Annotated in this window: 25 protein-coding genes; 18 read left to right on the plus strand and 7 right to left on the minus strand. The window is 61.3% G+C overall.

What is annotated here, in order from left to right:
* Positions 1 to 37 precede the first annotated feature (37 nt).
* A complete protein-coding gene (gene choX, locus BM131_RS07830; RefSeq protein WP_090187980.1) occupies positions 38 to 967 on the minus strand; it encodes a choline ABC transporter substrate-binding protein in 930 nt (309 codons plus the stop codon).
* An 82-nt stretch (positions 968 to 1,049) separates the two neighbouring features.
* On the opposite strand from choX, the gene betI reads away from it, so the two are divergent.
* From betI to BM131_RS07850, 4 genes are all read left to right on the plus strand, one after another.
* Positions 1,050 to 1,616: a choline-binding transcriptional repressor BetI gene (gene betI, locus BM131_RS07835; protein WP_090187982.1), complete on the plus strand. Its 567-nt coding sequence runs from the start codon at positions 1,050 to 1,052 to the stop codon at positions 1,614 to 1,616.
* 45 nt (positions 1,617 to 1,661) lie between these two features.
* Positions 1,662 to 3,122 carry a betaine-aldehyde dehydrogenase gene (gene betB, locus BM131_RS07840; protein WP_090187984.1) on the plus strand — a complete coding sequence of 487 codons (1,461 nt, stop codon included), beginning with the start codon at positions 1,662 to 1,664 and terminating at the stop codon, positions 3,120 to 3,122.
* A gap of 49 nt (positions 3,123 to 3,171) precedes the next feature.
* Positions 3,172 to 4,830 (plus strand): choline dehydrogenase, encoded by a 1,659-nt coding sequence (gene betA, locus BM131_RS07845; RefSeq protein WP_090187987.1) that lies wholly within the window; start codon positions 3,172 to 3,174, stop codon positions 4,828 to 4,830.
* Positions 4,831 to 4,943: 113 nt separating this feature from the next.
* The gene (locus BM131_RS07850; RefSeq protein ID WP_245754177.1) at positions 4,944 to 5,549 is read left to right on the plus strand and encodes a thermonuclease family protein; all 606 of its coding nucleotides are present in this window, start codon (positions 4,944 to 4,946) and stop codon (positions 5,547 to 5,549) included.
* Here the strand turns inward: BM131_RS07850 and BM131_RS07855 are convergent.
* On the minus strand, positions 5,546 to 6,772 hold the full coding sequence (locus BM131_RS07855) for a multidrug effflux MFS transporter (RefSeq protein ID WP_090187992.1): 1,227 nt from the start codon (positions 6,770 to 6,772) through the stop codon (positions 5,546 to 5,548). The genes BM131_RS07850 and BM131_RS07855 overlap by 4 nt on opposite strands.
* A gap of 256 nt (positions 6,773 to 7,028) precedes the next feature.
* On the opposite strand from BM131_RS07855, the gene BM131_RS07860 reads away from it, so the two are divergent.
* The 6 genes from BM131_RS07860 to BM131_RS07885 all read left to right on the plus strand — a co-directional run bounded on the left by BM131_RS07860 (position 7,029) and on the right by BM131_RS07885 (position 12,610).
* Entirely contained in the window at positions 7,029 to 8,555 is a 1,527-nt protein-coding gene (locus tag BM131_RS07860; RefSeq protein ID WP_090187994.1) for an acyl-CoA carboxylase subunit beta, read from the plus strand.
* Positions 8,536 to 9,054 (plus strand): DUF6497 family protein, encoded by a 519-nt coding sequence (locus tag BM131_RS07865; RefSeq protein ID WP_139222599.1) that lies wholly within the window; start codon positions 8,536 to 8,538, stop codon positions 9,052 to 9,054. Before BM131_RS07860 ends, BM131_RS07865 begins: the two co-directional genes overlap by 20 nt.
* Before the next feature lie 331 nt (positions 9,055 to 9,385).
* Complete coding sequence (locus BM131_RS07870; protein WP_090188000.1) at positions 9,386 to 9,730, plus strand: hypothetical protein; 345 nt, start codon at positions 9,386 to 9,388, stop codon at positions 9,728 to 9,730.
* Positions 9,731 to 9,920: 190 nt separating this feature from the next.
* Entirely contained in the window at positions 9,921 to 10,145 is a 225-nt protein-coding gene (locus BM131_RS07875) for a hypothetical protein (RefSeq protein ID WP_090188002.1), read from the plus strand.
* Between the two features lie 93 nt (positions 10,146 to 10,238).
* The gene (locus BM131_RS07880) at positions 10,239 to 12,236 is read left to right on the plus strand and encodes an acetyl-CoA carboxylase biotin carboxylase subunit (protein WP_090188005.1); all 1,998 of its coding nucleotides are present in this window, start codon (positions 10,239 to 10,241) and stop codon (positions 12,234 to 12,236) included.
* Entirely contained in the window at positions 12,233 to 12,610 is a 378-nt protein-coding gene (locus BM131_RS07885; RefSeq protein ID WP_090188007.1) for a hypothetical protein, read from the plus strand. The genes BM131_RS07880 and BM131_RS07885 overlap by 4 nt, the downstream gene beginning before the upstream one ends.
* A gap of 25 nt (positions 12,611 to 12,635) precedes the next feature.
* Here BM131_RS07885 and BM131_RS07890 read toward each other — a convergent pair whose 3' ends face one another.
* Positions 12,636 to 13,139 carry a DUF4174 domain-containing protein gene (locus tag BM131_RS07890; RefSeq protein WP_342713956.1) on the minus strand — a complete coding sequence of 168 codons (504 nt, stop codon included), beginning with the start codon at positions 13,137 to 13,139 and terminating at the stop codon, positions 12,636 to 12,638.
* Between the two features lie 81 nt (positions 13,140 to 13,220).
* Here BM131_RS07890 and BM131_RS20660 point away from each other — a divergent pair, with 81 nt between their 5' ends.
* The 7 genes from BM131_RS20660 (at position 13,221) to BM131_RS07920 (ending at position 18,858) form a co-directional block, all read left to right on the plus strand.
* Positions 13,221 to 13,355, plus strand: coding sequence for a hypothetical protein (locus BM131_RS20660; RefSeq protein ID WP_281245318.1), 135 nt, complete (start codon positions 13,221 to 13,223; stop codon positions 13,353 to 13,355).
* 36 nt (positions 13,356 to 13,391) lie between these two features.
* Positions 13,392 to 15,518 (plus strand): methylmalonyl-CoA mutase, encoded by a 2,127-nt coding sequence (scpA, locus tag BM131_RS07895; RefSeq protein WP_090188010.1) that lies wholly within the window; start codon positions 13,392 to 13,394, stop codon positions 15,516 to 15,518.
* A gap of 120 nt (positions 15,519 to 15,638) precedes the next feature.
* On the plus strand, positions 15,639 to 16,244 hold the full coding sequence (locus BM131_RS07900) for a VOC family protein (RefSeq protein WP_090188012.1): 606 nt from the start codon (positions 15,639 to 15,641) through the stop codon (positions 16,242 to 16,244).
* Positions 16,241 to 16,726, plus strand: coding sequence for a GNAT family N-acetyltransferase (locus tag BM131_RS07905; RefSeq protein ID WP_090188014.1), 486 nt, complete (start codon positions 16,241 to 16,243; stop codon positions 16,724 to 16,726). The genes BM131_RS07900 and BM131_RS07905 overlap by 4 nt, the downstream gene beginning before the upstream one ends.
* 10 nt (positions 16,727 to 16,736) lie before the next feature.
* Positions 16,737 to 17,417: a molecular chaperone DjiA gene (locus BM131_RS07910; protein WP_090188017.1), complete on the plus strand. Its 681-nt coding sequence runs from the start codon at positions 16,737 to 16,739 to the stop codon at positions 17,415 to 17,417.
* Between the two features lie 8 nt (positions 17,418 to 17,425).
* The gene (locus tag BM131_RS07915; RefSeq protein WP_090188303.1) at positions 17,426 to 18,454 is read left to right on the plus strand and encodes an endonuclease/exonuclease/phosphatase family protein; all 1,029 of its coding nucleotides are present in this window, start codon (positions 17,426 to 17,428) and stop codon (positions 18,452 to 18,454) included.
* A 5-nt stretch (positions 18,455 to 18,459) separates the two neighbouring features.
* Entirely contained in the window at positions 18,460 to 18,858 is a 399-nt protein-coding gene (locus BM131_RS07920; RefSeq protein WP_090188020.1) for a hypothetical protein, read from the plus strand.
* Here the strand turns inward: BM131_RS07920 and BM131_RS07925 are convergent.
* The 4 genes from BM131_RS07925 to BM131_RS07940 form a co-directional block, all read right to left on the minus strand.
* A complete protein-coding gene (locus BM131_RS07925) occupies positions 18,855 to 20,402 on the minus strand; it encodes a Ppx/GppA family phosphatase (RefSeq protein ID WP_090188022.1) in 1,548 nt (515 codons plus the stop codon). The two genes, BM131_RS07920 and BM131_RS07925, sit on opposite strands and share 4 nt — an antisense overlap.
* 78 nt (positions 20,403 to 20,480) lie before the next feature.
* Positions 20,481 to 22,646 carry an RNA degradosome polyphosphate kinase gene (locus BM131_RS07930; protein ID WP_090188025.1) on the minus strand — a complete coding sequence of 722 codons (2,166 nt, stop codon included), beginning with the start codon at positions 22,644 to 22,646 and terminating at the stop codon, positions 20,481 to 20,483.
* 42 nt (positions 22,647 to 22,688) lie between these two features.
* Complete coding sequence (locus tag BM131_RS07935) at positions 22,689 to 23,354, minus strand: HdaA/DnaA family protein (RefSeq protein WP_090188027.1); 666 nt, start codon at positions 23,352 to 23,354, stop codon at positions 22,689 to 22,691.
* Between the two features lie 2 nt (positions 23,355 to 23,356).
* Positions 23,357 to 24,415: an AI-2E family transporter gene (locus BM131_RS07940; protein ID WP_090188030.1), complete on the minus strand. Its 1,059-nt coding sequence runs from the start codon at positions 24,413 to 24,415 to the stop codon at positions 23,357 to 23,359.
* Between the two features lie 129 nt (positions 24,416 to 24,544).
* Between BM131_RS07940 and proS the strand changes: the two genes are divergently transcribed.
* Entirely contained in the window at positions 24,545 to 25,882 is a 1,338-nt protein-coding gene (gene proS, locus BM131_RS07945) for a proline--tRNA ligase (protein ID WP_090188033.1), read from the plus strand.
* Positions 25,883 to 25,972 lie beyond the last annotated feature (90 nt).

Consider the following 25,972-nt stretch of genomic DNA (forward strand, 5'->3'; position numbering starts at 1 on the left):
CCGTGGCCCGCGCCGATATATTACTAAGCCGCGGGGCTTAGCCTTCCAGCTTAGCCGTCACAGCCGCAACAGCGTCGCCGCCGTCCAGCGTGGTGACGCCGTCCAACCAGCCAGCCCATGCGTCTGGGTTCGCCTTCAGCCAAGCGCTTGCGGCCACTTCGGCGTCAGCGTTGTCATTCAGGATCGCGCCCATGATTTCGTTTTCCATAGGCAGCGTGAAAGACAGGTTTTCCAGCAGCTTACCGACGTTCGGGCAGGCAGCGACATAACCAGCAGCGGTGTTGGTATAAACAGTCGCACCGCCCAGATCGGGACCGAACCAATCATCGCCGCCTTCCAGATAGGTCATGTCGAACTTGGCGTTCATCGGGTGCGGCTCCCAGCCAAGGAACACGATCGGCGTCTCGCGGCCATCGGCACGCTCGACCTGCGCCAGCATGCCCTGCTCGGACGATTCGACGACCTCGAAGCCTTCGAGCGCGAAGGCGTTCGCCTCGATCATGTCCAGAATCAGGCGGTTGCCGTCGTTGCCCGGCTCGATGCCATAGATCTCGCCGTCCAGCGCGTCGCGGTTGGCCGCGATATCGGCAAAGGTTTTGATGCCCATGTCAGCGGCGGCCTTGTTCACAGCCAGCGTGTACTTGGCACCCTCAAGGTTGGCGCGGACGGTGTCGACAGTGCCTGCCTCGCGGTAGGGGGCGATATCGCCTTCCATCGTCGGCATCCAGTTGCCAAGAAACACATCAATGTCGCCAGCAGCCAAAGAGATATAGGTGACCGGCACGCTGAGCAGTTTGGTTTCGGTGTCATAGCCCAGCGCGTCCAGCACGACGGATGTGGCCGCTGTGGTCGCTGTGATGTCGGTCCAGCCGACGTCGGCAAAGGTCACCGCGCTGCAGTCATCTTGCGCCAGCGCAGGTGTCGCGGCGACCAGCGCCAGTACGGAAAGTGTGGTCTTCAAAGTCATCGAAATTCTCCCGGTCGGTTTTTATTGATTGATGAGTCAATCAAAAACGGTTTAGACAGATATTGCAACAAGGAATACTGCAATGCCCAAGATTGGGATGGAACCTATACGCCGCGACGCTTTGGTCAAAGCAACAATCGCAGAGGTCGGCATCCATGGCTCGCTGAATGTCAGCGTCAGCCAAATTGCAAAGCGTGCCGGCATGTCATCAGCGCTGGCGCACCATTATTTCGGCGGTAAAGATCAGATTTTCCTTGCCGCCATGCGCTACCTGCTGCGCGAATTCCGCCAAGAAGTGCTGCGCGCTTATCATGCCTTCCCCGACCGGGCAGAGGCGATCATCCGCGCCAGCTTTGCCAAGACCCACTTTGATCCCGGCACTGTCGCCGCCTGGATGGCATTTTACGTGCAGGCCCAAACCAACCCCGCCGCGCGCCGCTTGTTGTCGCTGTACCAGCGGCGCCTGCGGTCTAACCTGACCCATTCCCTGCGCGGGCAGGTCGCTGATCCCGCCGAAGTGGCCGATGTTCTGGCCGCCTTAATCGACGGCATCTACATCCGCCGCGCTCTTGCTGCGCCTGATACGGACGCCGCTGCGCAAGTCCTTTCGCTTCTGCAGGTTCTGCGGGCCGCCACGCCCCAGACCTGACCCTCATCCTCGCTTTTTCCTGAAATACTCCCGCCGGAGGCACCTATGACCTATCCTACACAACCCAAAGCCAGCCACTTTATCGGTGGTGAATACGTCGAAGACACCGCAGGTGAGGTGATCGAGGTCATCTACCCCTACACCGGCGATGTTATCGCCCGCGTCCACGCCGCGACCCCTGCCATCATTGAACGCGCCTTGCAGGCCGCGACGCAGGCAAAGGCCGCTTGGGCCGCGATGACCGGAACAGAGCGTGGCCGCATCCTGCGCCGCGCCGCTGATATCATGCGCGAGCGGAACCACGATTTGTCCGTCCTCGAAACCTTCGACACGGGCAAGCCGCTGCAGGAAACCACCGTGGCCGACGCGACATCCGGTGCGGACGCCTTTGAATACTTCGGCGGCATGGCCGCGACGATTACGGGCGAGCATATCCCGCTGGCTGGCGGTGATTTCGTCTATACGCGGCGCGAGCCGCTGGGTGTCTGCGTCGGCATCGGCGCATGGAACTACCCCACCCAGATCGCCAGCTGGAAAGGCGCACCTGCGCTGGCCTGCGGCAACACGATGATCTTTAAGCCGTCGGAAACCACGCCGCTCTGCGCGCTCAAAGTAGCAGAGATCCTGCATGAGGCCGGCGCGCCTGCGGGCGTTTATAACGTGGTGCAGGGCATGGGGGCCGTTGGGTCTGCACTGATCACCGACCCGCGCGTCGCCAAGGTGTCGCTGACCGGCTCTGTCGCCACGGGGCAAAAGGTTTATGCCGCCGCCGCCGCAGGCCTGCGCAATGTCACTATGGAACTGGGGGGCAAGTCGCCTCAGGTCGTGTTTGACGATGCCAACCTCGAAGACGCCGTGTCTGGCGCGATCCTTGGTAACTTCTATTCCACCGGGCAGGTCTGTTCCAACGGCACGCGGGTGTTTGTGCAGCGCGGCATGGTTGATGCCTTCCTTGCGCGTCTGACTGAACGCCTCGGCGCTGTTGTCATGGGTGATCCGCAGGACATGGCCACCAACTTTGGCCCCATGGTCAGCGCCCGCCAGCGCGACATCGTCGAAGGCTTTATCGCCAAGGGCGTCGCTGAAGGCGCGCGGCTGGTTTACGGCGGCACGCGCCCGGACCGCGATGGCTTCTTTCTGGAACCCACCGTCTTTGCCGATGTCACGGATGAGATGACCATCGCCACGGACGAAATCTTTGGCCCTGTTATGTCGGTGCTGACCTTTGATGACGAAGACGAAGTCCTGCGCCGCGCCAACGCCACGCCCTACGGTCTGGCCGCCAGCGTTTTTACCAGCGATCTGACTCGCGCGCACCGCATGGCCGCCGGGTTCGAGGCGGGGACCTGCTATATCAACACCCACAACCTTGCCCCGGTCGAAGCCCCCTTTGGCGGCTCAAAGCTGTCGGGCGTCGGCCGCGAGAATTCGAAAGAAGCGGTGATGAACTACACCCAGACCAAGGGCATCTATGTCGCGATGAACCCGGTCGAGGCGCCGTTCTAATGTGCGCTGCCTCGTTCCCACGCGCCGAATTATCCCAAGAGGTCATCCAATGAACGCTGAATATGTCATTATCGGCGCGGGCAGCGCAGGCTGCGCGATCGCCTACCGCCTCGCAAAGGCGGGCAAGGATGTGTTGGTGATCGAACACGGCGGCACCGATGCTGGCCCCTTTATCCAGATGCCTGCCGCGCTGTCCTATCCGATGAACATGAAAACCTATGATTGGGGTTTCCAGACAGAGCCAGAGCCGCATCTGGATAATCGCAAGCTTGCAACACCGCGTGGCAAGGTGATTGGCGGATCGTCCTCGATCAACGGCATGGTCTATGTGCGCGGCCACGCCAAGGACTTCGACCACTGGGCCGACATGGGCGCGCAGGGCTGGGCCTATGCCGATGTGCTGCCCTATTACAAACGGATGGAACACTGGCACGCCGGTCTGCACGGCGGCGATCCGGCGTGGCGCGGCAAAGACGGCCCGCTGCATGTCACCCGCGGCCCGCGCCGCAATCCGCTGGTCAAAGCCTTTGTCGAGGCGGGCAAGCAAGCTGGCTATCAGGCAACGGACGACTACAACGGCGAGCAGCAAGAGGGCTTTGGCCCCTTTGATGCGACGATCTATCTGGGTCGCCGCTGGTCTGCCGCGAACGCCTATCTGCGGCCTGCGCAAAAGACCGGCAACTGCCGCGTCACCCGCGCCTTTGCCCGCCGCGTGATCATCGAGGATGGCCGCGCCACCGGGGTCGAAGTCAGCCGCCGCGGCGTGACCGAGGTGATTACGGCCAGCAAAGAGGTCATCATCGCGGCCTCTGCCATCAACTCGCCCAAGCTGCTGATGTTGTCGGGGATCGGCGACGCCGCGCATCTGGCGCAGCATGGCATCCCCGTCGTGGCCGACCGGCCCGGCGTGGGGCAGAACCTGCAGGATCACCTAGAGCTTTATATCCAGCAGGCGGCAACCAAGCCGGTGACGCTGTTCACCTATTGGAAACTGTTCTGGAAGGCGCTGATCGGCGCCCAGTGGCTGTTTGGCAAACGCGGGCTTGGCACGTCGAACCACTTTGAAAGCGCAGCTTTCGTGCGGTCCAAGGCGGGCGTTGAATACCCCGACATCCAGTTCCACTTTTTGCCCATCGCCATTCGCTATGACGGCAAGGTCGCGGCAGAGGGGCATGGCTTTCAAGCGCACGTCGGGCCGATGCGGTCTGCGTCGCGCGGTGCGGTGACGCTGAAAAGCGGTGATCCTGATGTCGCGCCGGAAATCCGGTTTAACTACATGTCCGACCCCAAGGATTGGGAGGATTTCCGCACCTGCATCCGCCTGACCCGCGAGGTTTTCGCCCAAGAGGCCTTCGCGCCGTTCCGCGGCCATGAAATTCAGCCCGGCGCGGCGGTGGAATCGGACGACGCGCTGGATGACTTCATTCGCGAGCACGCCGAAAGCGCCTATCACCCCTGCGGCACCTGCCGGATGGGGGCGGCGGATGATCCGCTGGCGGTCGTTGATCCCGAATGCCGGGTCATCGGTGTCGAAGGGTTGCGCGTTGCAGACAGCTCGATCTTTCCACGCATCACCAACGGCAACCTGAATGCGCCGTCGATTATGGTGGGCGAAAAGGCGTCGGATCATATCCTTGGCCTTGATCCTTTGGCTCGTGCGAACGAGGCACCTTGGATCCATCCTGACTGGCAGACAAAGCAGCGCTGATTTTGAATTAAATCAAGGGTAAAGGCGGCGCTTGCTGCCTTTACCTTGCCATCATTCGCACCCATCTTGGGGATATGCGAAAATCATTAACCATTTGTTTACTACTTTGTGCATTGCCCGCTGCCGCCGATATATCGGGCCGCGCGCGGGTGATTGATGGCGACACGCTTCAAATCGGCCAAACGCGCATCCGCCTGCATGGCATCGACGCGCCAGAGGCGAGCCAGACGTGCCTTGATACAGGCGGTGTGGCGGCCGCCTGCGGTCTGGCCGCGACGCGGGCGATGCAGGTGCTGATTGGCACCGATACCGTGCATTGCACCCCGCGTGATATCGACCGCTATGGCCGGACAGTCGCGCGCTGCGACGTGGGCGGGCGGGATCTGGGGCGCGATATGGTCGCCTCTGGCCTTGCGATTGCCTACCGACAATACAGCATGGACTATGTCCCGGCCGAGCAGGCAGCGCAGGCCAAGGGCCTTGGCGTTTGGGCCGTGCAAATGCAAAACCCTGCCGATTTCCGCGCTGCCAAAGCCGATCAGCCCGCCGCGCCGGATGGCTGCGCGATCAAGGGCAATATCAGCGGCTCTGGCAGTATCTATCACATGCCGGGGCAAGAGCATTACGGCGCAACCCGGATCAATACAGCAAAGGGCGAGCGGTGGTTCTGCTCTGAAAGCGAAGCGCGCGCCGCAGGCTGGCGCGCATCACGCCGCTAGGCGGGTAGCCGGCTTGCCAAGGCGCGCGTGCGCAAGATGACAACACCAATCGACACCAGCGACAGGATCGCGCTGACCAGCATCAAGACCTGCAAGGGAATGGTCCCAGAGGTGTCGTTCAGCAAGGTGCCCGCGAATTGCGACAGCGCCGCGCCGCCGCCGATCATCAACGCGCCACCAAGGCCAGAGGCTGTGCCCGCAAGCAGGGGGCGCACCGACAGCAGGCCAGCGGTGGCATTGGGCAGCATCAAGCCATTGCCAAGGCCCAGTAGCGTGCAAAAGCCAAAGAACAGCGCGGCGGTGTTGAACCCGGCCAGCGACACCAGCAAGGACGCGCCAAGGCCCGCGATGCTGACGATACAGCCCGCCAGCGCCATGGTGTCGATACCAAACCGGATCGCGTAACGCCCGGTCAGAAAGTTGCCCAAGGCATAGCCAATAGCGGGCGCCCCGAGTGCTGCGCCCGTCATCATCGCGGACAGCCCGTACAGGTGGTCGGCGACAAAAGCCGCGCCGCCCAGAAAGGCAAAGAAAGAGCCGGAGCCGAAAGCGCTGCACAGGGCGTAGCCCCAAAAGCGCGGCGCGCTGAGCAGGTCAGGATAGCTGCGCAACTGCTGGGCAAAGCTGGTGCCGCCCGGGCGCACGGTTTCGCCTTGATCGAAGTAGCAAAACACAAAAACCAATGCGCCTGCCAGCGACAGGAACACGAACGACGACTGCCAGCCAAAGGCTTGATCCAGCACGCCGCCGATGGTCGGCCCGATCATCGGGATCACAGCCATGCCCATGGTGACATACCCGATCTTGGACGCGCTGACGTTCGCGGGATAGATGTCGCGCACGACGGCCCGCGACAGCACGATGCCCGTGGCTACCGTCGCTTGTAGAATGCGAAAGGTCAGAAAGGCGGCGATGGATGTGGCAAACAACGCGCCAATCGTCGCCGCAATAAAGACCAGCAGCGATCCCAGCATCAGCTTGCGCCGCCCGAACCGGTCCGACAGCGGCCCGACAAAGATTTGCAGCACCGCCGTCGCCGCCAGATAGCCGGACACCGATAGTTGCATCGTGGCATAATCGGTCTGAAAGAATTCAGCCATCCGGGTCAGCGATGGCAAAAAGATCGACATATTCAGCGCTGAAATCCCGGCCAGCAGGATCAGCGTCGAAATATGTGGCGGGGTGCGGTTGTCAAAGAACCGAATTTGCGCGGGTGTATTCATCGGCGCAAGTTACAAGTCGCGCTTTGGTTGTCCATGGCCGTCACGGCGCAGCATTCTGTGCAAAAATGAACGCAAAGGGCCGCCTTGGGGATAGCGCTAACACCCCATGCACCGTGCCTTTGGGGCGCATCCCTACGCTGGCAAAGGAAAATTTGTTGACAAACTCCGCTACGTATCCGCGCTTTGTGGCTTCACCTGCGCGTGCAGCGAACCTATGATCCCTGTCAAAGCAAGGCGAAGGCTGCGGGGGGATATTATGAAAGATCACTTGGACGCGCTGGCGGCGCGGCGGGCGGAATCGCAACTGGGCGGGGGCGTAAAGCGCATTGATGCCCAGCATGCCAAGGGCAAATTGACCGCGCGCGAGCGGATCGATCTGCTGCTGGATGCAGACAGCTTCGAGGAATTCGACGCCTTTGTAACGCACCGGGCCACCGACTTTGGCATGCAGGACAGCACGCCGATGGGCGACGGGGTTGTAACCGGATGGGGCACGATCAATGGCCGCATGGTCTATGTGTTCTCTCAGGACTTCACCGTTTTTGGCGGATCGCTGTCGGAAACCCATGCGCTGAAGATTTGCAAGATCATGGATATGGCGATGCAGAACGGCGCGCCTGTGATCGGGATTAACGATTCCGGCGGCGCGCGTATTCAAGAAGGCGTGGCGTCGCTTGCTGGCTACGCCGAGGTGTTTCAGCGCAACGTGATGGCGTCCGGCGTTGTGCCGCAGATCAGTCTGATCATGGGGCCCTGTGCGGGCGGCGCGGTCTATTCGCCTGCGATGACCGACTTTATCTTTATGGTGCGCGACACGTCCTATATGTTCGTGACCGGCCCTGACGTGGTGAAAACCGTCACCAATGAAGTCGTCACCGCAGAAGAGCTGGGCGGCGCAAGCACGCATACCAAGAAATCCTCGGTCGCGGATGGCGCTTATGACAACGATGTCGAGGCGATTGCAGAATGCCGCCGCCTGTTCGATTTCTTGCCGCTGAACAACCGCAAGACGGTGCCGACGCGGCCGTTTTTTGACGATGTGAACCGGATCGATGACAGCCTTGATACGCTGATCCCCGATAACACGAACACGCCCTATGATATGAAAGAGCTGATCCACAAGCTTGCGGATGAAGGTGACTTTTACGAAATTCAGGCGGATTTCGCCAAGAATATCCTGACCGGTTTCATCCGGCTGGAAGGGTCCACCGTCGGCGTCGTCGCCAACCAGCCGATGGTGCTGGCAGGGTGTCTTGATATCGATAGCTCGCGTAAAGCCGCGCGGTTCGTGCGGTTCTGCGATGCGTTTGAAATTCCAATCCTGACGCTGGTTGACGTGCCGGGGTTCCTGCCGGGGACAAGCCAAGAATACGGCGGCGTGATTAAGCACGGGGCCAAACTGCTGTTCGCCTACGGCGAGGCGACAGTGCCCAAGGTCACGGTCATCACCCGCAAAGCCTATGGCGGCGCATATGACGTGATGGCGTCCAAGCATCTGCGCGGTGATTTTAACTACGCTTGGCCTACAGCAGAGATTGCTGTGATGGGCGCTAAAGGCGCGACCGAGATTATCCATCGCGGCAAAAGCGTGGAAGAGATCGCAGAGCGGACGAAGGAATACGAGGACCGATTTGCCAATCCGTTCGTTGCAGCCAGCAAGGGTTTCATCGACGAGGTGATCATGCCGCGGTCTACCCGCCGCCGGGTATGCCGTGCCTTCGCGTCCTTGCGCGGCAAGTCATTGCAGAACCCGTGGAAGAAGCATGACAATATTCCGCTTTAGAACCGGCAACAGGGAAGGGGGGCCAGCCCCCCGTCCGCCGATGGCGGACTCCCCCCGGAGTATTTTTGGCAAGATGAATGCGGTGTCTGTCGCCGGGGTGCAATTTGCGCGATTTTGTCCGGCGCTTGCTTTGACAGGTGCGCTGTTTTCGGGCGCGGCAGTCGCGGCGCAGCAAATTGCTGTGCCGTCTGGCGTCGAGTTTGCACTGTATGACGTGATTCTAGAGGAAGACGCCGGGATTGCGCGTTTTCGGTTTGTTGTGCCGGCGATTGCCCCTGCGGGCGCGCATCTGGAATTTGCTGATATTGTTGATGATCTGCAATTTGTCTGCGACAGAGTGATCGTGCCTGCGCTGCAAGGCAACGGCTGGAGCGAAGCTGAAATTGTGCTGTCTATTTCAGATCAGCGCGCTGATTTCGGAACTTATGATCCGGCTATTACTCAATTTTTTCAGCCGTTTCGGTTGAAAGATCAAACATGCATCTGGGAGGACTTTTGATGCCAATGGATGCGATGGCAGTTTACCGCCGCTTAAGCGGTGTTTTCCTGCCACTGTTGCGTGATCTTGCGCATAATACGCTATGCCGGATCGCCCGGCCTGCTAGGACTGTTTCGAGGGACGCAACAGAATCGTCCCTGAAACACATGCAGACCGGCGATCAACGCTGGCTGCGGCAGTCAGGTAGATCAGGCAAATGTCGAACGGTTTTAAGCTATTTTGTGTCATGGCCCTTATGGCAGTTGTCGCTGTCAGCGGGTCAAAAGGCCAAGCCCGCGTTGGTTTGGGCGAGATCACAACAAACCAGTAACCCTGCACAGGGGGCTGCGTGATGGAAAAGCATCGCGGTTTCCCCGGACGTCTGCCGGGCACTGATTATCAATTTGTGATTCGCCGCGGCCTGAAGGCAGGCGCGACCAAACTGGTGGAACGCGAGCGTTATGCCGACCGCAGGCCGCCGGATAAGCGGGCGGACGTCGGCTTTATGGAAGCGTTGTGGCTGCACTTTGGCGAAGAGCCATTCGTGCGGGGCAATCTGGACGCGGGCCGTCTGAGCTGGCTGTTCGGCCGAGAGGTCGTCGCGGTCGAGGATCCGTTTGATCCTGAAAGCTATGATGCGCTGCTGCGTATCGACGTCGCGCGGGCGCGGATCAGCTTTCCAGAGATCTTTGCATGATGGCTTTGCCGCATCATTTAAGTGCGATGCACCGTGATGCGGCTGCCTTTTCGGCTTTGCTATCGTATAGCAATCGCTTTTATGGGAACAAATCGGCGGCAAAGCGCCTTTTGTCCCTAATCGGGCTTGAGTTACTCGCTGACTCAAGTGATTTTGCGCCCATTAACAATCTAATCAAAGGCAACATAACATGTTCAAAGCTACCTGGATCCTCGCCCCTATCGCAGCACTCGGCCTGTCTGCATGTGCCGGCTCTGGCATTGGTGACACCGACCTGGAGCGCGGCGTTATCGGCGCAGGCGCAGGTCTGGTCGCAGCTGAAGTCCTTAACACGGACCCAACTGCAACGGCTGTTGCTGGCGTTGCCGCTGGCCTGCTGTGCGATGACGCTGGCATCTGCCGCAGCACCCGCTAAATTCTCTGGCGCCATTTCGGCGCAAGGGACGATCATTTCCGCCGTCGAGGTTTACGCCTCGGCGGCGGTTTTGCGTTTGAAGGACTGATTCACATGTTCAAGAAAATTCTGATCGCCAATCGAGGCGAAATCGCCTGCCGCGTCATTAAGACGGCCCGCCGGATGGGGATCGCCACTGTCGCGGTCTATTCCGATGCGGACCGCAATGCCTTGCATGTGAAAATGGCGGACGAGGCGGTGCACATCGGCCCAAGCCCGGCCAATCAGTCCTATATCGTGATCGACAAAATCATGGATGCCGTGCGCCAAACCGGCGCAGAGGCGGTGCATCCGGGTTATGGTTTCCTGTCGGAAAACCCAAAATTCGCCCAAGCTTTGCAGGCCGCAGGCGTTGCCTTTATCGGGCCGCCCGTCGGCGCAATCGAGGCGATGGGCGACAAGATTACGTCCAAGAAGTTGGCCCAAGAGGCGGGCGTCAGCACCGTGCCGGGCCACATGGGCCTGATTGCGGACGCGGACGAGGCGATCAAGATCGCTGGCGAAATCGGCTATCCGGTGATGATCAAGGCCAGCGCTGGCGGCGGCGGCAAGGGCATGCGGATCGCTTGGAAAGAGGACGAGGTCCGCGAGGGCTTTCAGTCGTCCAAGAACGAGGCGGCCAACAGCTTTGGCGATGACCGGATTTTCATCGAAAAGTTTGTGACCCAGCCGCGGCACATTGAAATTCAGGTCTTGGCCGATGGCCATGGCAACGCGGTTTACCTGCACGAGCGGGAATGCAGCATCCAGCGCCGGAACCAGAAGGTCATCGAAGAGGCACCAAGCCCCTTCCTTGACGAAGAAACCCGCGCCGCGATGGGTGCGCAGTCTGTCGCTTTGGCCCAGTCCGTTGGCTATACCAGCGCGGGCACGGTGGAATTCATCGTCGACGGGGATCGCAATTTCTATTTCCTAGAGATGAACACGCGGTTGCAGGTCGAACATCCGGTTACGGAGCTGATCACCGGCATCGATTTGGTTGAACAAATGATCCGCGTCGCGGCTGGCGAAAAGTTAGCCTTTGGGCAAAGCGATCTAAAGATCAACGGCTGGGCGATTGAATCGCGCCTTTATGCCGAGGACCCTTATCGCGGCTTCCTGCCGTCCATCGGCCGTCTGACCCGTTACCGTCCGCCTGTTGAAGAGGCGACGGACGCTTATGCCGTGCGCAACGATACCGGCGTGTTCGAGGGCGGCGAGATCAGCATGTTCTACGATCCGATGATCGCCAAGCTCTGCACTTGGGCACCGACGCGGTCCGAGGCGATTGACCACATGCGCCTAGCGCTGGACGGGTTCGAATTAGAAGGCATCGGTCACAACCTGCCATTCTTGGCGGCGGTGATGGATCATCCCAAGTTCACCAGCGGCAATATGACAACGGCGTTCATCGAGGAGGAATTCCCCGACGGCTTCGACGGTGTCGCGCTGGGCGGCGATACATTGGTTCGCATCGCGGCAGCTGTCACGGCAATGCACCGGATCAGCGAAATCCGCCGCACGCGGATTACGGGGCGTATGAATAACCACGAACGCACAGTCGGAACCGACTGGAATGTTGCGGTTCAAGGCCAGTCGTTTGACGCCGTCGTCAAAGCGGACCGCGCGGGCGCTGACGTGACAATCGGGGCGCAAACGCTGCGGGTCGAAAGCGATTGGCTGCCGGGGCAACCTTTGGTGCGATTGTCCGTTGACGGCACACCGCTGGTGCTGAAAGCAGCCCGTATTCCCGGCGGCTACCGCGTGCGGCACCGGGGCGCCGACCTAAAGGTGCATGTGCGCACACCGCGTCAGGCGGAACTGGCGGGCCTGATGCTGGAAAAGGTCCCGGCAGATACGTCCAAGCTGCTGCTGTGCCCGATGCCCGGTCTGATCGTCAAAGTCGACGTGGCCGTGGGCGACGAAGTACAAGAGGGTCAGACCCTGTGCACGGTCGAAGCCATGAAGATGGAAAACATCCTGCGCGCTGAACGGCGCGGTGTGGTGTCCAAGGTCAACGCCAGCGCGGGCGACAGCCTTGCGGTGGACGATGTCATCATGGAGTTTGAATGAGCCGCAGGCCGCCTCTTGTTCTGATCTGGGCTGTGGCCTGCATCGCTGCGGTGCTTGTGGCCTTTGGCGCGCTGGTGGTGATGATCCCCTCTGGCACCGTCAGCTACGCGACTGAAATGCCGCGCAGCGCGGTGACGGCACCGATGATCGCGGTTGTCGTGTTCTGGGGCATCGTGCGCGCGTGCGGTGTGCCGCTTGATCCGATGAAAACTTATGTTTTCGGCGCGCTTGCGGTTTACGGGATGCTGTATCTGGTGGGCCGTGTGCTGGCCGTCACAGGCATAAGCCCGCCGCTGGTGCTGGCGGTCAACCTGATCGCGCTGATGTCACTGGCATGGTGGTGGATCAAGCTGGCGGCGCAGGCCCGGCGATGACGGCTTTAGCGTTGTCTGGCCTGCGTCACTGGTCCACGCCGCGCCGATCCTGCATTTCCTGCTGGCGCATCGGCATCTTGTCGATGGACCGTGACAATTCCCGCACATCCCAAGGGCTTGGTTTGCGCGCCTTAATGGCCCCATCCTTGCCCATCAGCGCCAGCATGAACCCGCGCGGCCGCAGCCGTAGCCGGGTGTCGCTGCGGCCCGCTGGATCGGTATCAAAGATCACCACGACATCGCGCAACGCAAGCTCTTCGGCGCGGGCGGCCAAAAGCTCTATCTGCTGCACAAACTGCGGGTCATTGGGCGAATCTGCAAACACCAGCACGGGGCGTGCGATCCATTTGAAGGCGTCCAAATCCAGCCCCGCCGCATCGACAAAGATGGTGCGGTCCGCGTTCCATGCCGCGACAGGATCGCCGGCAAGGTTGCTGATGGGATCGGTGGACGCGGCCTCTGCTTGCGCCAAGACGGGCGCGGCGGACAGGGTGGCAAGACAGGCAATTGCAAAAACTGTTTTCATCATACCCTATCATATAGCCACTACGCACAGATTTACGATGCGCCATATTGCCTGTGCGGGCGCGGCGAACAGGAATGGGACGTCATGCACCGGATGATCGCCCTGCGCCGCACCGATGACCTGACGTTTTTACGCGGCAGCGCTGCACCGTTTTTGACCTTTGCCTTGGTCGCTGCCATCAATGCTTTAACAGCCCACCGCTGGGCAGGGCGCGCCTGATCGCCGGGCCGCACAACATCATTTGGGGGGATACCGATGACTGACAAATCCACATGGGAAAAGATCGCAGCCAAAGAACTGCGCGGGCGCAGCCTTGACGATCTGACGTGGCACACCCTCGAAGGGATCGACATACAGCCGCTGTATACGGCGGACGATATCGCGGATTTGCCCCATATGGGCGGGATCCCCGGCGCGGCCCCCTATACGCGCGGCGTTAAAGCCACGATGTACGCGGGCCGCCCTTGGACGATCCGTCAATACGCCGGCTTTTCCACGGCCGAAGAATCCAACGCCTTTTATAAAGCAGCCCTTGCTGGCGGCCAGCAGGGGGTGTCAGTCGCCTTTGATCTGGCGACGCACCGCGGCTATGACAGCGACCACCCCCGCGTCGAAGGCGACGTCGGCAAGGCCGGTGTGGCTATCGATTCCGTCGAAGATATGAAAATCCTGTTTGATGGCATCCCGCTGGACAAAGTCAGCGTATCCATGACGATGAATGGCGCAGTGATCCCGATCCTCGCCAACTTTATTGTCACTGGGGAAGAGCAGGGCCATGACCGCCGCGTGCTGTCGGGCACGATCCAGAACGACATCCTCAAGGAATTCATGGTGCGCAACACCTATGTCTACCCGCCGGAGCCGTCGATGCGGATCATTTCTGACATCATCCAGTATACGGCCGACGAGATGCCGAAATTTAACTCGATCTCGATCTCTGGCTATCACATGCAAGAGGCCGGGGCGAACCTGGTGCAGGAACTGGCCTATACCCTTGCTGACGGGCGCGAATATGTGCGCGCCGCCATTGCGGCGGGTATGGACGTGGACAGTTTCGCAGGTCGTCTATCGTTCTTCTTCGCCATCGGCATGAACTTCTTCATGGAAGCGTCCAAGCTGCGCGCCGCCCGCCTGCTGTGGAGCCGCGTAATGGAGGAATTCGAACCGAAGGATCCCAAGTCCTCCATGCTGCGCACCCACTGCCAGACCAGCGGCGTCAGCTTGCAGGAACAGGACCCCTACAACAACGTCGTGCGCACGGCCTATGAGGCGATGAGCGCCGTGCTGGGCGGCACGCAATCCCTGCATACCAATGCACTTGACGAGGCGATCGCCCTGCCGTCCGACTTTGCCGCCCGCATCGCCCGCAATACACAGCTGATCCTGCAAGAGGAAACCGGCGTCACCAACGTCGTCGACCCGCTGGCTGGCAGCTATTACGTCGAAAAGCTGACCCACGATCTGGCAGAGGCCGCTTGGGCGCTAATGGAGGAAGTCGAGGAGCTTGGCGGCATGACCAAAGCCGTCGCCTCTGGCATGCCCAAGCTGCGGATCGAGGAAACCGCAGCCAAGCGTCAGGCCGATATTGACCGCGGCACCGAAGTCATCGTCGGCGTGAACAAATACCGCAAAGACAAAGAAGACCCCATCGACATCCGCGACATCGACAACGCAGGCGTGCGCGACAGCCAGATCGCGCGCTTGAAGACAACCCGCGACGGCCGCGATCAGCCTGCTTGCAACGCAGCCCTTGCCGAAGTCACCCGCCGCGCCCGCGACGGTGGCAACCTGCTAGAGGCCGCGGTAGAGGCCGCCCGCCAGCGCGCCACCGTGGGCGAAATCAGCGATGCGATGGAAGAAGTCTTTGGCCGCCACCGGGCCGAGGTCAAAACCCTCGCCGGTGTTTACGGTGCCGCCTATGATGGCGACGCCGGCTTCGCCGCGATCCAGAAAGACGTCGAAGACTTTGCCGCAGAAGAGGGCCGTCGCCCGCGCATGCTGGTCGTCAAAATGGGCCAGGACGGGCACGACCGGGGTGCCAAGGTCATCGCCACCGCCTTCGCCGACATCGGCTTTGACGTCGACGTGGGCCCCCTGTTCCAGACTCCCGAAGAGGCGGCGCAGGACGCGATCGACAACGACGTCCATGTCATCGGCATCAGCTCTCAGGCGGCGGGGCATAAAACCCTTGCCCCCAAACTGATCCGCGCGCTTGAAGACGCAGGCGCTGGCGATATCCTTGTGATCTGCGGCGGTGTGATCCCGCAGCAGGACTACAAGTTTCTGACCGACGCGGGTGTCAAAGCCATCTTCGGCCCCGGCACCAATATCCCCAAAGCCGCCGCCGATATCCTGACCCTGATCCGCGCCACCCGCGACTAGGCTTCATCTTGCCGGAAATACTCCCGCCGGAGGCACCGTCCTTTGCAACGCAAAGGGCGGCACCTCTTGCATCCTCCTTCACTGCGTTGTCTCCTCTCGTTGCAATCGGCAGAGGTGAACATGCTAACACTTGACCACATCGCACTGGCCTGCACCGATCTGGCCGCTTCGGCCGACCTCCTGTCGCAGATGATCGGCGCGCCGCTGCAGACGGGCGGACAACATCCGCGCTATGGCACCCATAATGTGCTGCTGGGGATGGGGGATATCTACCTTGAGCTCATCGCCCGCGACCCGGACGCCGCACAGACGGGGCGGCCCACGTGGTTCGGGCTTGATCATTTCACCGGCCCGATGCGGCCCGCGAACTGGATCTGCCGCACCGATGATCTGGGAGCTGAGCGGGCAAAAATGCCCGTCGATCCGGGCCCGGCAGTGCCTTTGACGCGCGGTGATCTGGTTTGGGACATCACTGTGCCGGACGATGGCAGCCTGCCGCTGGACGGCGGGGTGCCGACGTTAATCCAGTGGGCGGCGGGCACCCGTCACCCGGTGGACCGGCTGCCCGATAGCACGTGCCGCCTGCAACACTGGACGGTGCACCATCCACAGGCGCAGATGCTGCAAAATACGCTGCCGCTGGTGGATCACCGCGTGCAGTTCGTCGCTGGCCCCGCCCGTTTTGCGATGACATTACAAACACCGCGCGGGATTGTGACGCTATGATCCGGCCTGCGACGCCAGTTGACGCGGCTGCGATCTGCGGGATCTGGAACCCGGTGATCCGGGACACCACCGCGACCTTCACGGCGATTGAAAAGACCCCCGCCGGTATCACTGCGCTGCTGGCCGATAAGACCGCGATCGCCCATCCGTTCTGGGTCAGCACCGCAGGCGATGACATCACCGGTTTCGCCACCTATGGCCCGTTTCGGGGCGGCGACGGCTATCGCCATACGGTCGAACATACGGTCCATCTGGCCCCCGCTGCACGCGGTCTGGGGACAGGCCGCGCGCTGATGGCGGCGCTTTGTGATCACGCCGCGGGGCAGGGGATGCACAGCATGTGGGCGGGGTGCAGCGGCGATAATCCGGGCGCGGTCCGCTTCCACGAACGCCTTGGATTCGTGCAGGTGGCGCATCTGCCGCAGGTCGGGCGCAAATTTGATCGCTGGATCGACCTTATCCTTTTGCAAAAGATGCTTTAGGCTAAGTTTCATGTCGATCTGGACCCGCATTGCCGATGCTATTGCCGCCCTGCGCGCAGGTGAAAGCCTGTTCGCCGTTTTTGACCGCCTGCGCACGCCGCCCGACCGGTCAGTCGCCTTTACCATCGCGGTCATCGCGCTGGGGGCCAAGATGGCCAAGGCGGACGGCACCGTGACAAGGTCAGAGGTCGCGGCCTTCCGCGAGGTGTTCCACATTCCCCCGCAAGAAGAGGCGCACGCCGCCCGCCTGTTCAACATGGCCCGCACCGATGTTGCCGGCTTTGAGGAATACGCCGCGGGCATCAAGCGCATGTTCGGCGACAACGACGCCCCGCTGTGTGATCTGATGGAAGGGCTGTTCCACATCGCCCTTGCCGACGGAAACTACCACCCGGGAGAGGACGCCTTTCTATCCCGCGTGGCCGATATATTCGGTTTTGATGAACGCCGCTTTGGCCGCATCCGGGCGCAATTCGTGCCCGACGCTGCCCGCGATCCATACGACGTGCTGGGCGTCGCGCCAGATGCTGATTTGGCGACGATCCGGGCCGCGTGGCGCACGCAGGTCCGCGAAACCCACCCCGACCGGATGCTGGCGCGCGGCGTACCAGAAGAAGCGGTGAAGCTGGCAGAAAAGCGGCTGGTGGCGATCAACCGCGCTTGGGAAGACATCTCGGACCTGCGGCAGTGACGGATCGGCTGCGGCTGGCCACGTATAATATCGAATGGTTCAATAACCTGTTCAATGACGCGGGTGATCTGCTGGATGACCTTCACTGGTCGGGCCGCTGGGGCGTGACGCGGCGCGACCAGATCGCGGCGCTTGGGGCTGTTTTTACCGCGATGGACGCCGACGCCATCATGGTGATCGAGGCACCGGACACATCGCGCAGGCGCAGCACGCAGCGTTCGCTTGAAGGCTTTGCCAAGCGGTTTGACCTGCGCGCAAACCGCGTGCTGACCGGATTTCTGAACGACACGCAGCAGGAAATCGCGCTGATGTATGATCCGCGCAAGATGGACGCCGCGCATGCGCCACTAGGGTCCAAGGATGTGCCGCAATTCGATGGCAGCTTTTCCGTCGATCTTGATCATGACGGCCGACCAGAGCCGGTGCGCTGGTCCAAACCCCCGCTAGAGGTGACGCTGACCCCGCACGGCGGACAGCCTATATCGCTGATCGGTGTTCACGCGAAATCAAAGGCCCCGCACGGTGCCGACAACCCCGCACATAGGCTGCGGATCAATATCGAAAACCGCCGCAAACAGCTTGCGCAATGCGTGTGGCTGCGCGCGCGGGTGGATCAATTGTTGCAGCAAGGGCAGCCGGTCGCCGTGCTGGGCGATTTCAACGATGGCCCCGGTCTGGACGAGTTCGAAACGCTGTTCGGCCGCTCCAGCGTCGAGGTGGTCTTGGGCGAGGTCGGCACTGTGCCGATGTTCGACCCCAACGCGCGGCTCGCGCTGTCAGGGCGGCTCGCAGCGCAGCCTGCCTCTGCCCGGTTTGAACATGACGGCGTGTTTTTGTCGGTGCTGCTGGACTACATTATGGTCAGTCCCGATCTTGCCGCGCGCGCGCCGCGGTGGACGATCTGGCACCCCTTTGACACGCCTGCCTGCTACACCAATGATGCCCTGCGGGATGCCTTGCTGCTGGCGTCTGATCATTTCCCCGTCACCTTGGATTTGCCCAGCCCCTTGGCAAGCGTGGGCAACGGTCCTACCTAAAGAGCATGAAAAAGCTCATCCTCGCCTCCGTTCTTGCCCTGACCGCAGTTGCAGCCGTGGCACAGATGTCCGATCCGCCGGTTGAAAGCCCGGATGCGGTCGAAGAGCAGCGGCCCGGTCGCAGCTTGATGGAAGAGGGCGCAAAGCTGCTGCTGCGCGGCTTGTTGAGTGAGGCAGAGCCCGCGATGCGTGATCTGCAAGAGTTTGCCGATCAGATGGGTCCGGCGATGAAATCGCTGACGGATCAGATGGGGCCAGCGTTGGCCGATATCATGGCGATGATCGACGATATTAAAAACTACAGCGGCCCCGAATTGCTGCCCAACGGCGACATCATCATCCGCCGCGCGCCGGACGCACCAAAGTTTGTGCCGTCCGATCCACCGCGAGAGATCGACCTTTAGCCTTTGAACTTCACCTCAAATGTCGCGTCCATGGCCTGCGCCAAAGCCGTCAAACGCGACGCGGCGACCTCGCCATAAAGCGGGCGGGCCCCAGCGGCGAGCGTGAGGGTCAAGTGCTTGGACTTCGCGCTCCACTTGATCGTGCCCGGTGGTGTGTCGCCTTCGAGCCATAGCATCGCACCAAAGCGCAGGGCGCGGCCAAGGATGTCGGCCTCTTTCATCTGTTCTGGCGAAAGCATCGCAAACAGTGGCGCAAAGCGGCCGTCCGGCGTTTTGCTGGAATACCGCTTCATCAGCGCCAGCCCCAGCTGCACCCGCTCGCTATGTTTTAACCCGCCTAGGTTGGCACGGGTCGCGTTGTCGAACGTAATCTCCGCCCTGTAGTCAGGATGCGCGCGCCAGCTGACGTCGTGCAGCAGGCAGGCCGCCTTGATGATGCGCAGGCGTTGCCAATTGGCGCGGGGAAACAGCGGCTTGACGAAATCATACAGCAGACGGCCAAAGCCGGGCAGGCGGGCGTCTTTTGCTTCGGCAAAGCGGCACGCTTCGATCAGGGGATCGCGTTCGCGCAGGGCGCGGGGCATCTGTTCGTACAGCATACCTTCGCGGATGCCATAGGACGAAACGGCGACGTCCTTGGGTTTGAACACGCGCACCAGTTCTTTCAGGACCAGCACGGCAAGGGGCACCAGCGACATGCGGCTGTCAGAAATCCCGCAGCGGCTGCGCAGGTCTTGCAGGTCCGAATCCGCGATATAATGCGCCGTCTCGCCGATGCGGCGGGCGGTCATGCGGTATTCGTGCAGAACCGTCAGCGGATAACCGCGCCGTTCCATGTCAACGCGGGCAATGGCGCGCCACGAACCACCGACCAGAAACAGACGCATCCCAGTCTCGTAATCCATCTTTTCGTGCAGATCGGCGATGATGGTCTTGATATGCGCCTTCAAGGCCTTCTTGCCGCCCTTCACCTCGCGCAGCTTGAGCGGACCCAGCGGAGAGGTCACGCGGCGGCCAACACGGCCTTCGGACAGATCGGCCAGCTCCATGCTGGACCCGCCAATATCGCAGACGGTGCCAAAGCTGCCGGGCCAGCCCAGAAGGACGCCCTGGGCGGACAGGCGGGCTTCTTCTTCGCCGTCGATCACCCACAGCTTGATGCCGGTTTCACGTTCCACCTCGGCGCGGAAATCAGGGCCGTCGCTGGCCTCGCGCACGGCGGCGGTGGCGACGGCGGTCAGGGGGGCGATGCCCATCCCCTGTGCCAGCGCGGCAAAACGGCGGATCGCGGACAGGGCGCGCACGCGACCTTCGGGGTTCAGGCGACCTGTGTCGGACAGGCCTGCACCCAAGGCGCACATGATCTTTTCGTTGTAAAAATACGCGGGACTGCGGGCCGCACCGTCGAAGACCACCAAACGGACAGAGTTTGACCCCACGTCCACCACGCCAACCCTGCTCAGGTTCTGGGACGCCGCATCGTCGAACAGCGGTCGGCCAAACGGGCCCCAGTCGATGGTTTCGGTGGCGGTATCGTCCGTCATCGTCTTATCGTCCCGGTCATTTCTGCCGTTTACCATGTGACGCGCTGCGCCGCAGAGTCAACGCCCCGCGGTGTGCGATCAGTCGTCGGTGTGGGTCAGCTGCGGCACATCGGACGCACCGGCAGAGCCGCGGCCGGACAGGGACGGGTTCTCCATAAAGAACCTATGGCAGTTGAACGCGAACTCACCATCCGGCCAAGTCGCGCGGATGAAACTGCCGTCAGCCTGCATCACCCAGCTTTGCGCGACATCGGCCATATTGGCGGCCATGATCTGGCTCACGATCTGCGCCTTGACGGTGTTGTTCGTGATCTCGACCAGCGTTTCGACCCGGCGGTTCAGGTTCCGGCTCATCCAATCGGCAGAGCTGATAAAGACCTTCGCCTTTTTGCTGGGCAGCGCGTGACCTGCACCGAAACACACGATGCGGCTGTGTTCCAGAAAACGTCCGACGATGGATTTGACGCGGATATTTTCCGACAGACCAGCCACATTCGGGCGCAGGCCGCAGATGCCGCGCACGACCAGATCAATACGGACCCCGGCTTGGCTGGCCGCATAAAGCGCGTCGATCACGTCCTTTTCGATCAGGCTGTTCATCTTGGCCCAGATCACCGCCGGCTTGCCGGCCCGCGCGTTCGCGGCCTCTGCCTCGATCATTTCGATCAGGCGGGATTTGAGGCAGATGGGAGAGATCGCAAGATTTTCCAACCCCTCTGGCTGGGCATAGCCGGACAGGTAGTTGAACACCTTGGTCGCGTCGCGGCCAAGGGCGGCGTCGCAGGTGAACAGGGATACGTCGGTGTAAATCCGCGCCGTGATCGGGTGGTAGTTGCCGGTGCCAAAGTGGGTGTAGGTCACCAATTTTTCGCCTTCGCGGCGGACCACCGTGCTGATCTTGGCGTGGGTTTTGTAGTTCAAAAAGCCATAGACGACATGCGCGCCGGACCGTTCTAGGCGCCGCGACTGGCGGATATTGGCGGCTTCGTCAAAGCGCGCTTTGAGTTCTACTAATGCCGTCACCGATTTGCCGTCTTCGGCTGCTTCGCACAGCGCTTCGACAATCGGGGATTTCTTGGATGTGCGATACAGCGTTTGTTTGATCGCCACGACGTCAGGGTCGCGGGCGGCCTGCGCAAGGAACCGCACGACCATATCGAACGTCTCGTACGGGTGGTGCAGCAGCATGTCCTTTTGCTGTATCGCGGCGAACATATCGCCTTCGTGGTCCTGCACGCGTTCGGGCACGCGGGGGCTGAACGTGGGCCACAGCAGATCGGGGCGCTCGTCCAGCACAAGCTCGCTCAGGTCGCTGATGCCGATCAGACCGTCGACGTTCACGACCTCTTCTTCGGTCACATGCAGCTCGTGCATGATAAGATCACGCAGGGCGGTGGGGGCATTGTCAGAGATTTTCAGTCGTACCACTTCGCCGCGGCGGCGGCGTTTCAGGGCGGTCTCGAACTCGCGCACCAGATCTTCGGCTTCGTCCTCAAGTTCTAGGTCGCTATCACGCAGCACTTTAAAGGCGCATTGCCCGCGGACTTTGTAACCGGGGTAAAGGCGGCCAACGAAGTGCAACAGCAGCTCTTCGAGGGGGATAAACCGGAAATCTTCGCCGGGCAGGCGCACAAAGCGTTTGATCTGCGCAGGCACCGGCAACAGGGCGCGCAAGGGCCGCTTGTCGCTGCCGCGTTCCAATTGCAGGGCAAGGGCGAAGCCTTCGTTCGGCAGGAAGGGGAAGGGGTGGGCCGGATCAATCGCCAGCGGCGACAGGACCGGGAACACCTGTTCAAGAAAGAAATCGCCAAGGAATTTGATATCGTCATCCCGCAGATCATCGCGGGTCAGGATGTGGATGCCTGTGTCCGACATCTCGGTGACAAGGGTGCGGTAAACCGTTTGTTGGCGGTCCATCAACGCGCGGGCGTTCACGTCGATCAGGCGCAATTGTTCCGCAGGGGTCAGCCCGTCAAGGCCGGGGGTCGTGTTGCCCGCATGGGCCAGTTCGCGCAGGCCAGCCACGCGCACGGTATAAAATTCATCAAGATTGGTCGCTGAAATCGACAAAAACCGCAGGCGTTCCAGCAACGGCACGCGGGTATTTTCCGCCTCTTCGAGCACGCGCATGTTGAAGCCAATCCAAGACAGCTCTCGGTTCACAAAGCGGTCTGCGGTGGTCAGATCAAGGTCGAGTGTCACCGGGTCAGGGCGGGCACTATTTAAAAAATCAGCGTTCATCATGGGGCCTTATACCCCGCCGATATGGCAGGCGTGTGACAGAGTTCACAACAAGCCGTCTTGCTTGTCCAGAACCTGTGCTGCCAGTTTAACGGTGATCGCCCGTTTTTCCGTCAACGCTGCTGCATCTAGCGCCGCCACGATCCGCTGGGCGCTGGCAAAGGACCGTTCAATCCGGGGCACCAGATAGCTGGCGACTTCGGGCGAGGGCAGGATTTGGCGGTCGGCGAACAGCTTCATCAGCACCGCCTGCAATAGTGCATCGTCGGGGCCGGTGATGGTGGCAGGGGTCGTCGCCTGCATCCGGCTGGCCAGATCAGGCAGGGCGATCGCCCAGCGGGCAGGGTGGCTGCGCGCGGTCATCAGCAGCGGCAGGCGGTGCGCGGCAAGGTTGTTGTGCAGATGAAACATCGCCTCTTCGCGCGCGGGCGGCAGGCGGTCCATGTCTTCGACCACGACAGCGCGATCGGGGTTCAGGCCGTCTGGCAGATCTTCGGCGCTGACAAGCTGCGCGCCGTGGCGGGCGGCGAAAACGCGGGTCAGGTGGCTTTTGCCTGCGCCCTCTGGCCCGGTCAGCACTAGCTTGCCTTGCGGCCAGATCTCTGGCGCGGCGATCATGGTATAGGCGGCGCGGTTGGCATCGGTGACAAAGAAATCCTCTGCCCCCAGCGCAACACCCGTTGGCCAGTCAAATGTCAGTTGCATCGCCATATTTAGTCGCCCAGCGTGCCGCGATACAGCGGGCTGGCGCGGTAGCGGTCCAGCGCAAAGCGGGCCAGCACGCCGATGACAGCGGCGACGGGCACGGCGACCAGCAGGCCAACAAAGCCGAACAGCGATCCAAACACCGACAGCGCGAACAGCAGCCAGACCGGGTGCAACCCGACAGAAGAGCCGACGAGTTTCGGCGTCAGGATGTTGCCTTCGACGAATTGGCCGGATTGAAAGATCGCGTAGACGGCGATCAGCCAAGGCCATTCGCCCCAGAACTGGAACAGCGCCAGACCCAGCGCAAGGCCGCCGCCAACGATGGCCCCGACGTAAGGGATAAAGGTCAGCGCCCCGGCGATGGCCCCGACAACAAGGCCAAAATTCAGCCCGACCAGCGCCAGCGCAACAGCGTAGAATGTGCCAAGGATCAGGCAGACCAGGCCTTGGCCCCGGATAAAGCTCGCCAGCGTGCGGTCAATCTGCCGCGCCAGATCGCGGATGGTGTTGACGTGATCACGCGGCAGCAGCGCATCGACGCGGGCGGTCATATTGTCCCAATCTAGCAGCAGATAGATCGCAACGACCGGCACGATCACCAGCAACACAACCATGTTGACCAAGCCCAGCGCAGACGACAGCACGGTGTTCAGCAACTCTCCGCCGCGGGACTGGATCATGTTGCCGATATTATCAAGCTGGGTGCGGATCGTGGACCCTTCGACCAAAATCTCGGGGAAGCGGGTCGTTAGCCAGTTTTGCAGCGTGTCAAACAGCTGCGGCGCGGTTTCGACCAGTTGTGTGGCCTGCGTGATCAGCGTCGGGATCACCAGCAGGATCAGCAGCACAAAGACCAACAGCGCGACCAGCGCGATGATCGCCACCGACAGGCTGCGTGACAGGCCCAGCCGTTCCAGCCGGTCCGCTACGGGATCAAGGATATAGGCAATCGCCCCGCCCAAGATGAAAGGCATGATCACGTTGCCCAGCGCATAAAGCACGATCAGAAAGATGATGGTGGCGATGCCCCAATAGACAGCTTGTTGGCGCGTTGACATGGGCATCGGGTATCCTTCTCGATCACTTCTCTTTCAATGCCGCAGCCCCGTCCGCCGCGCAAGCCATGCTTGCGGGCAGGCAGGGGGACGACTAGACAGTTCCGCAACACTTTTCGTTATAAGGTCACACACCCCATGCGTATGTCGCGCTACTTCCTCCCCGTCCTCAAGGAAACCCCGCGCGAGGCGCAGATCGTCAGCCACCGGCTGATGCTGCAAGCGGGCCTGATCAAACAGGCCAGCGCTGGCATCTATTCCTGGCTGCCAATGGGGTACAAAATCCTCAAGCGGATCGAACAGATCGTGCATGAAGAACAGGCAAAGGCGGGTCATCTCGCAATGCTGATGCCGACGATCCAGTCCGCCGATCTGTGGCGCGAAAGCGGCCGCTATGACGCCTACGGCGATGAAATGCTGCGCATCAAGGATCGCGGCGGCCGTGATATGCTGTTCACACCCACGGCAGAGGAGTTGGTCACCGACATCTTCCGCTCTCATGTCAGCAGCTACAAAGACCTGCCGCTGACGCTTTACCAAATCCAGTGGAAATTCCGCGATGAAACCCGCCCCCGCTTTGGCGTGATGCGTGGGCGCGAGTTCCTGATGAAGGACGGCTATAACTTCGATTTGACGAAAGAGGACGCGCTGCACGCCTACAACCGTCACCTTGTCAGCTATCTGCGCACCTACGAGCGGATGGGCCTGCAAGCGATTCCAATGCGCGCCGATTCCGGCCCCATCGGCGGCGACGATACGCACGAATTCCTCGTGCTGGCGGAAACCGGCGAATCAGAGGTGTTCTATGACAGCGAGATCACCGATCTGACCTTTGGCGATCGCCAGATTGATTTCGACGACAAAGCCGCCTGCGCTGCCGTGCTTGACGAATTCACCTCTCGCTATGCCCGCACGGATGAAACCCACGACGAAGCGCTGTTCGCACAAGTGCCAGAAGAACGCCGCCGCACCGCGCGCGGGATCGAAGTCGGCCAGATCTTCTACTTTGGCACCAAGTATTCCGACGCCATGGGCGCAACCGTGCAGGGCCCCGACGGCAAGCCCGTCGCGGTCCACATGGGATCGCACGGCATCGGCGTGTCCCGCCTGCTGGGCGCGATCATCGAGGCAAGCCACGACGACAAGGGCATCATCTGGCCAGAGGGCGTGACCCCCTTCCACGCCGGCATCGTGAACCTGCGCCAAGGCGACGAGGCCACGGACGCGGCTTGCGAGGATCTCTACGACAGCCTGCGCGCCGCTGGCCTTGATCCACTGTATGATGACCGGGACGAACGGGCAGGGGCCAAGTTCGGCACGATGGACCTGATCGGCCTGCCATGGCGCATCACCGTCGGCCCGCGCGGATTGAAATCCGGCGTGGTCGAACTGACCAGCCGCCGCACCGGGGAAAGCGAAGAGCTGTCCCCCGGCGATGCCGTCGCCAAGCTGATCGCGATCTACGCGAACGTCTAAACGGGCCATCGTCCCCAATGACCTTAACAAACGGCGGTGCAGGGCAACCTGCGCCGCCGTTTGCGCATCATCTGCTGATCATTGCCGCCC

The sequence above is a fragment of the Loktanella salsilacus genome, assembly GCF_900114485.1.
Lineage (GTDB): Bacteria > Pseudomonadota > Alphaproteobacteria > Rhodobacterales > Rhodobacteraceae > Loktanella > Loktanella salsilacus.

What these genes read in the sequence shown, in the direction of transcription:
- BM131_RS07880 (WP_090188005.1), top strand. Translation starts at nt 10,239, where the DNA reads ATGTTCAAGAAAATTCTGATCGCCAATCGAGGCGAAATCGCCTGCCGC.
- proS (WP_090188033.1), top strand. Translation starts at nt 24,545, where the DNA reads ATGCGTATGTCGCGCTACTTCCTCCCCGTCCTCAAGGAAACCCCGCGC.
- BM131_RS07860 (WP_090187994.1), top strand. Translation starts at nt 7,029, where the DNA reads ATGAAAGATCACTTGGACGCGCTGGCGGCGCGGCGGGCGGAATCGCAA.
- BM131_RS07930 (WP_090188025.1), bottom strand. Translation starts at nt 22,646, where the DNA reads ATGATGAACGCTGATTTTTTAAATAGTGCCCGCCCTGACCCGGTGACA.
- BM131_RS07855 (WP_090187992.1), bottom strand. Translation starts at nt 6,772, where the DNA reads ATGAATACACCCGCGCAAATTCGGTTCTTTGACAACCGCACCCCGCCA.
- BM131_RS07900 (WP_090188012.1), top strand. Translation starts at nt 15,639, where the DNA reads ATGCTAACACTTGACCACATCGCACTGGCCTGCACCGATCTGGCCGCT.
- BM131_RS07940 (WP_090188030.1), bottom strand. Translation starts at nt 24,415, where the DNA reads ATGCCCATGTCAACGCGCCAACAAGCTGTCTATTGGGGCATCGCCACC.
- BM131_RS07875 (WP_090188002.1), top strand. Translation starts at nt 9,921, where the DNA reads ATGTTCAAAGCTACCTGGATCCTCGCCCCTATCGCAGCACTCGGCCTG.
- betI (WP_090187982.1), top strand. Translation starts at nt 1,050, where the DNA reads ATGCCCAAGATTGGGATGGAACCTATACGCCGCGACGCTTTGGTCAAA.
- BM131_RS07870 (WP_090188000.1), top strand. Translation starts at nt 9,386, where the DNA reads ATGGAAAAGCATCGCGGTTTCCCCGGACGTCTGCCGGGCACTGATTAT.
- BM131_RS20660 (WP_281245318.1), top strand. Translation starts at nt 13,221, where the DNA reads ATGCACCGGATGATCGCCCTGCGCCGCACCGATGACCTGACGTTTTTA.
- BM131_RS07925 (WP_090188022.1), bottom strand. Translation starts at nt 20,402, where the DNA reads ATGACGGACGATACCGCCACCGAAACCATCGACTGGGGCCCGTTTGGC.
- BM131_RS07890 (WP_342713956.1), bottom strand. Translation starts at nt 13,139, where the DNA reads ATGATGAAAACAGTTTTTGCAATTGCCTGTCTTGCCACCCTGTCCGCC.
- choX (WP_090187980.1), bottom strand. Translation starts at nt 967, where the DNA reads ATGACTTTGAAGACCACACTTTCCGTACTGGCGCTGGTCGCCGCGACA.
- BM131_RS07885 (WP_090188007.1), top strand. Translation starts at nt 12,233, where the DNA reads ATGAGCCGCAGGCCGCCTCTTGTTCTGATCTGGGCTGTGGCCTGCATC.
- BM131_RS07920 (WP_090188020.1), top strand. Translation starts at nt 18,460, where the DNA reads ATGAAAAAGCTCATCCTCGCCTCCGTTCTTGCCCTGACCGCAGTTGCA.
- BM131_RS07935 (WP_090188027.1), bottom strand. Translation starts at nt 23,354, where the DNA reads ATGGCGATGCAACTGACATTTGACTGGCCAACGGGTGTTGCGCTGGGG.
- betA (WP_090187987.1), top strand. Translation starts at nt 3,172, where the DNA reads ATGAACGCTGAATATGTCATTATCGGCGCGGGCAGCGCAGGCTGCGCG.
- BM131_RS07905 (WP_090188014.1), top strand. Translation starts at nt 16,241, where the DNA reads ATGATCCGGCCTGCGACGCCAGTTGACGCGGCTGCGATCTGCGGGATC.
- BM131_RS07865 (WP_139222599.1), top strand. Translation starts at nt 8,536, where the DNA reads ATGACAATATTCCGCTTTAGAACCGGCAACAGGGAAGGGGGGCCAGCC.
- scpA (WP_090188010.1), top strand. Translation starts at nt 13,392, where the DNA reads ATGACTGACAAATCCACATGGGAAAAGATCGCAGCCAAAGAACTGCGC.
- BM131_RS07910 (WP_090188017.1), top strand. Translation starts at nt 16,737, where the DNA reads ATGTCGATCTGGACCCGCATTGCCGATGCTATTGCCGCCCTGCGCGCA.
- betB (WP_090187984.1), top strand. Translation starts at nt 1,662, where the DNA reads ATGACCTATCCTACACAACCCAAAGCCAGCCACTTTATCGGTGGTGAA.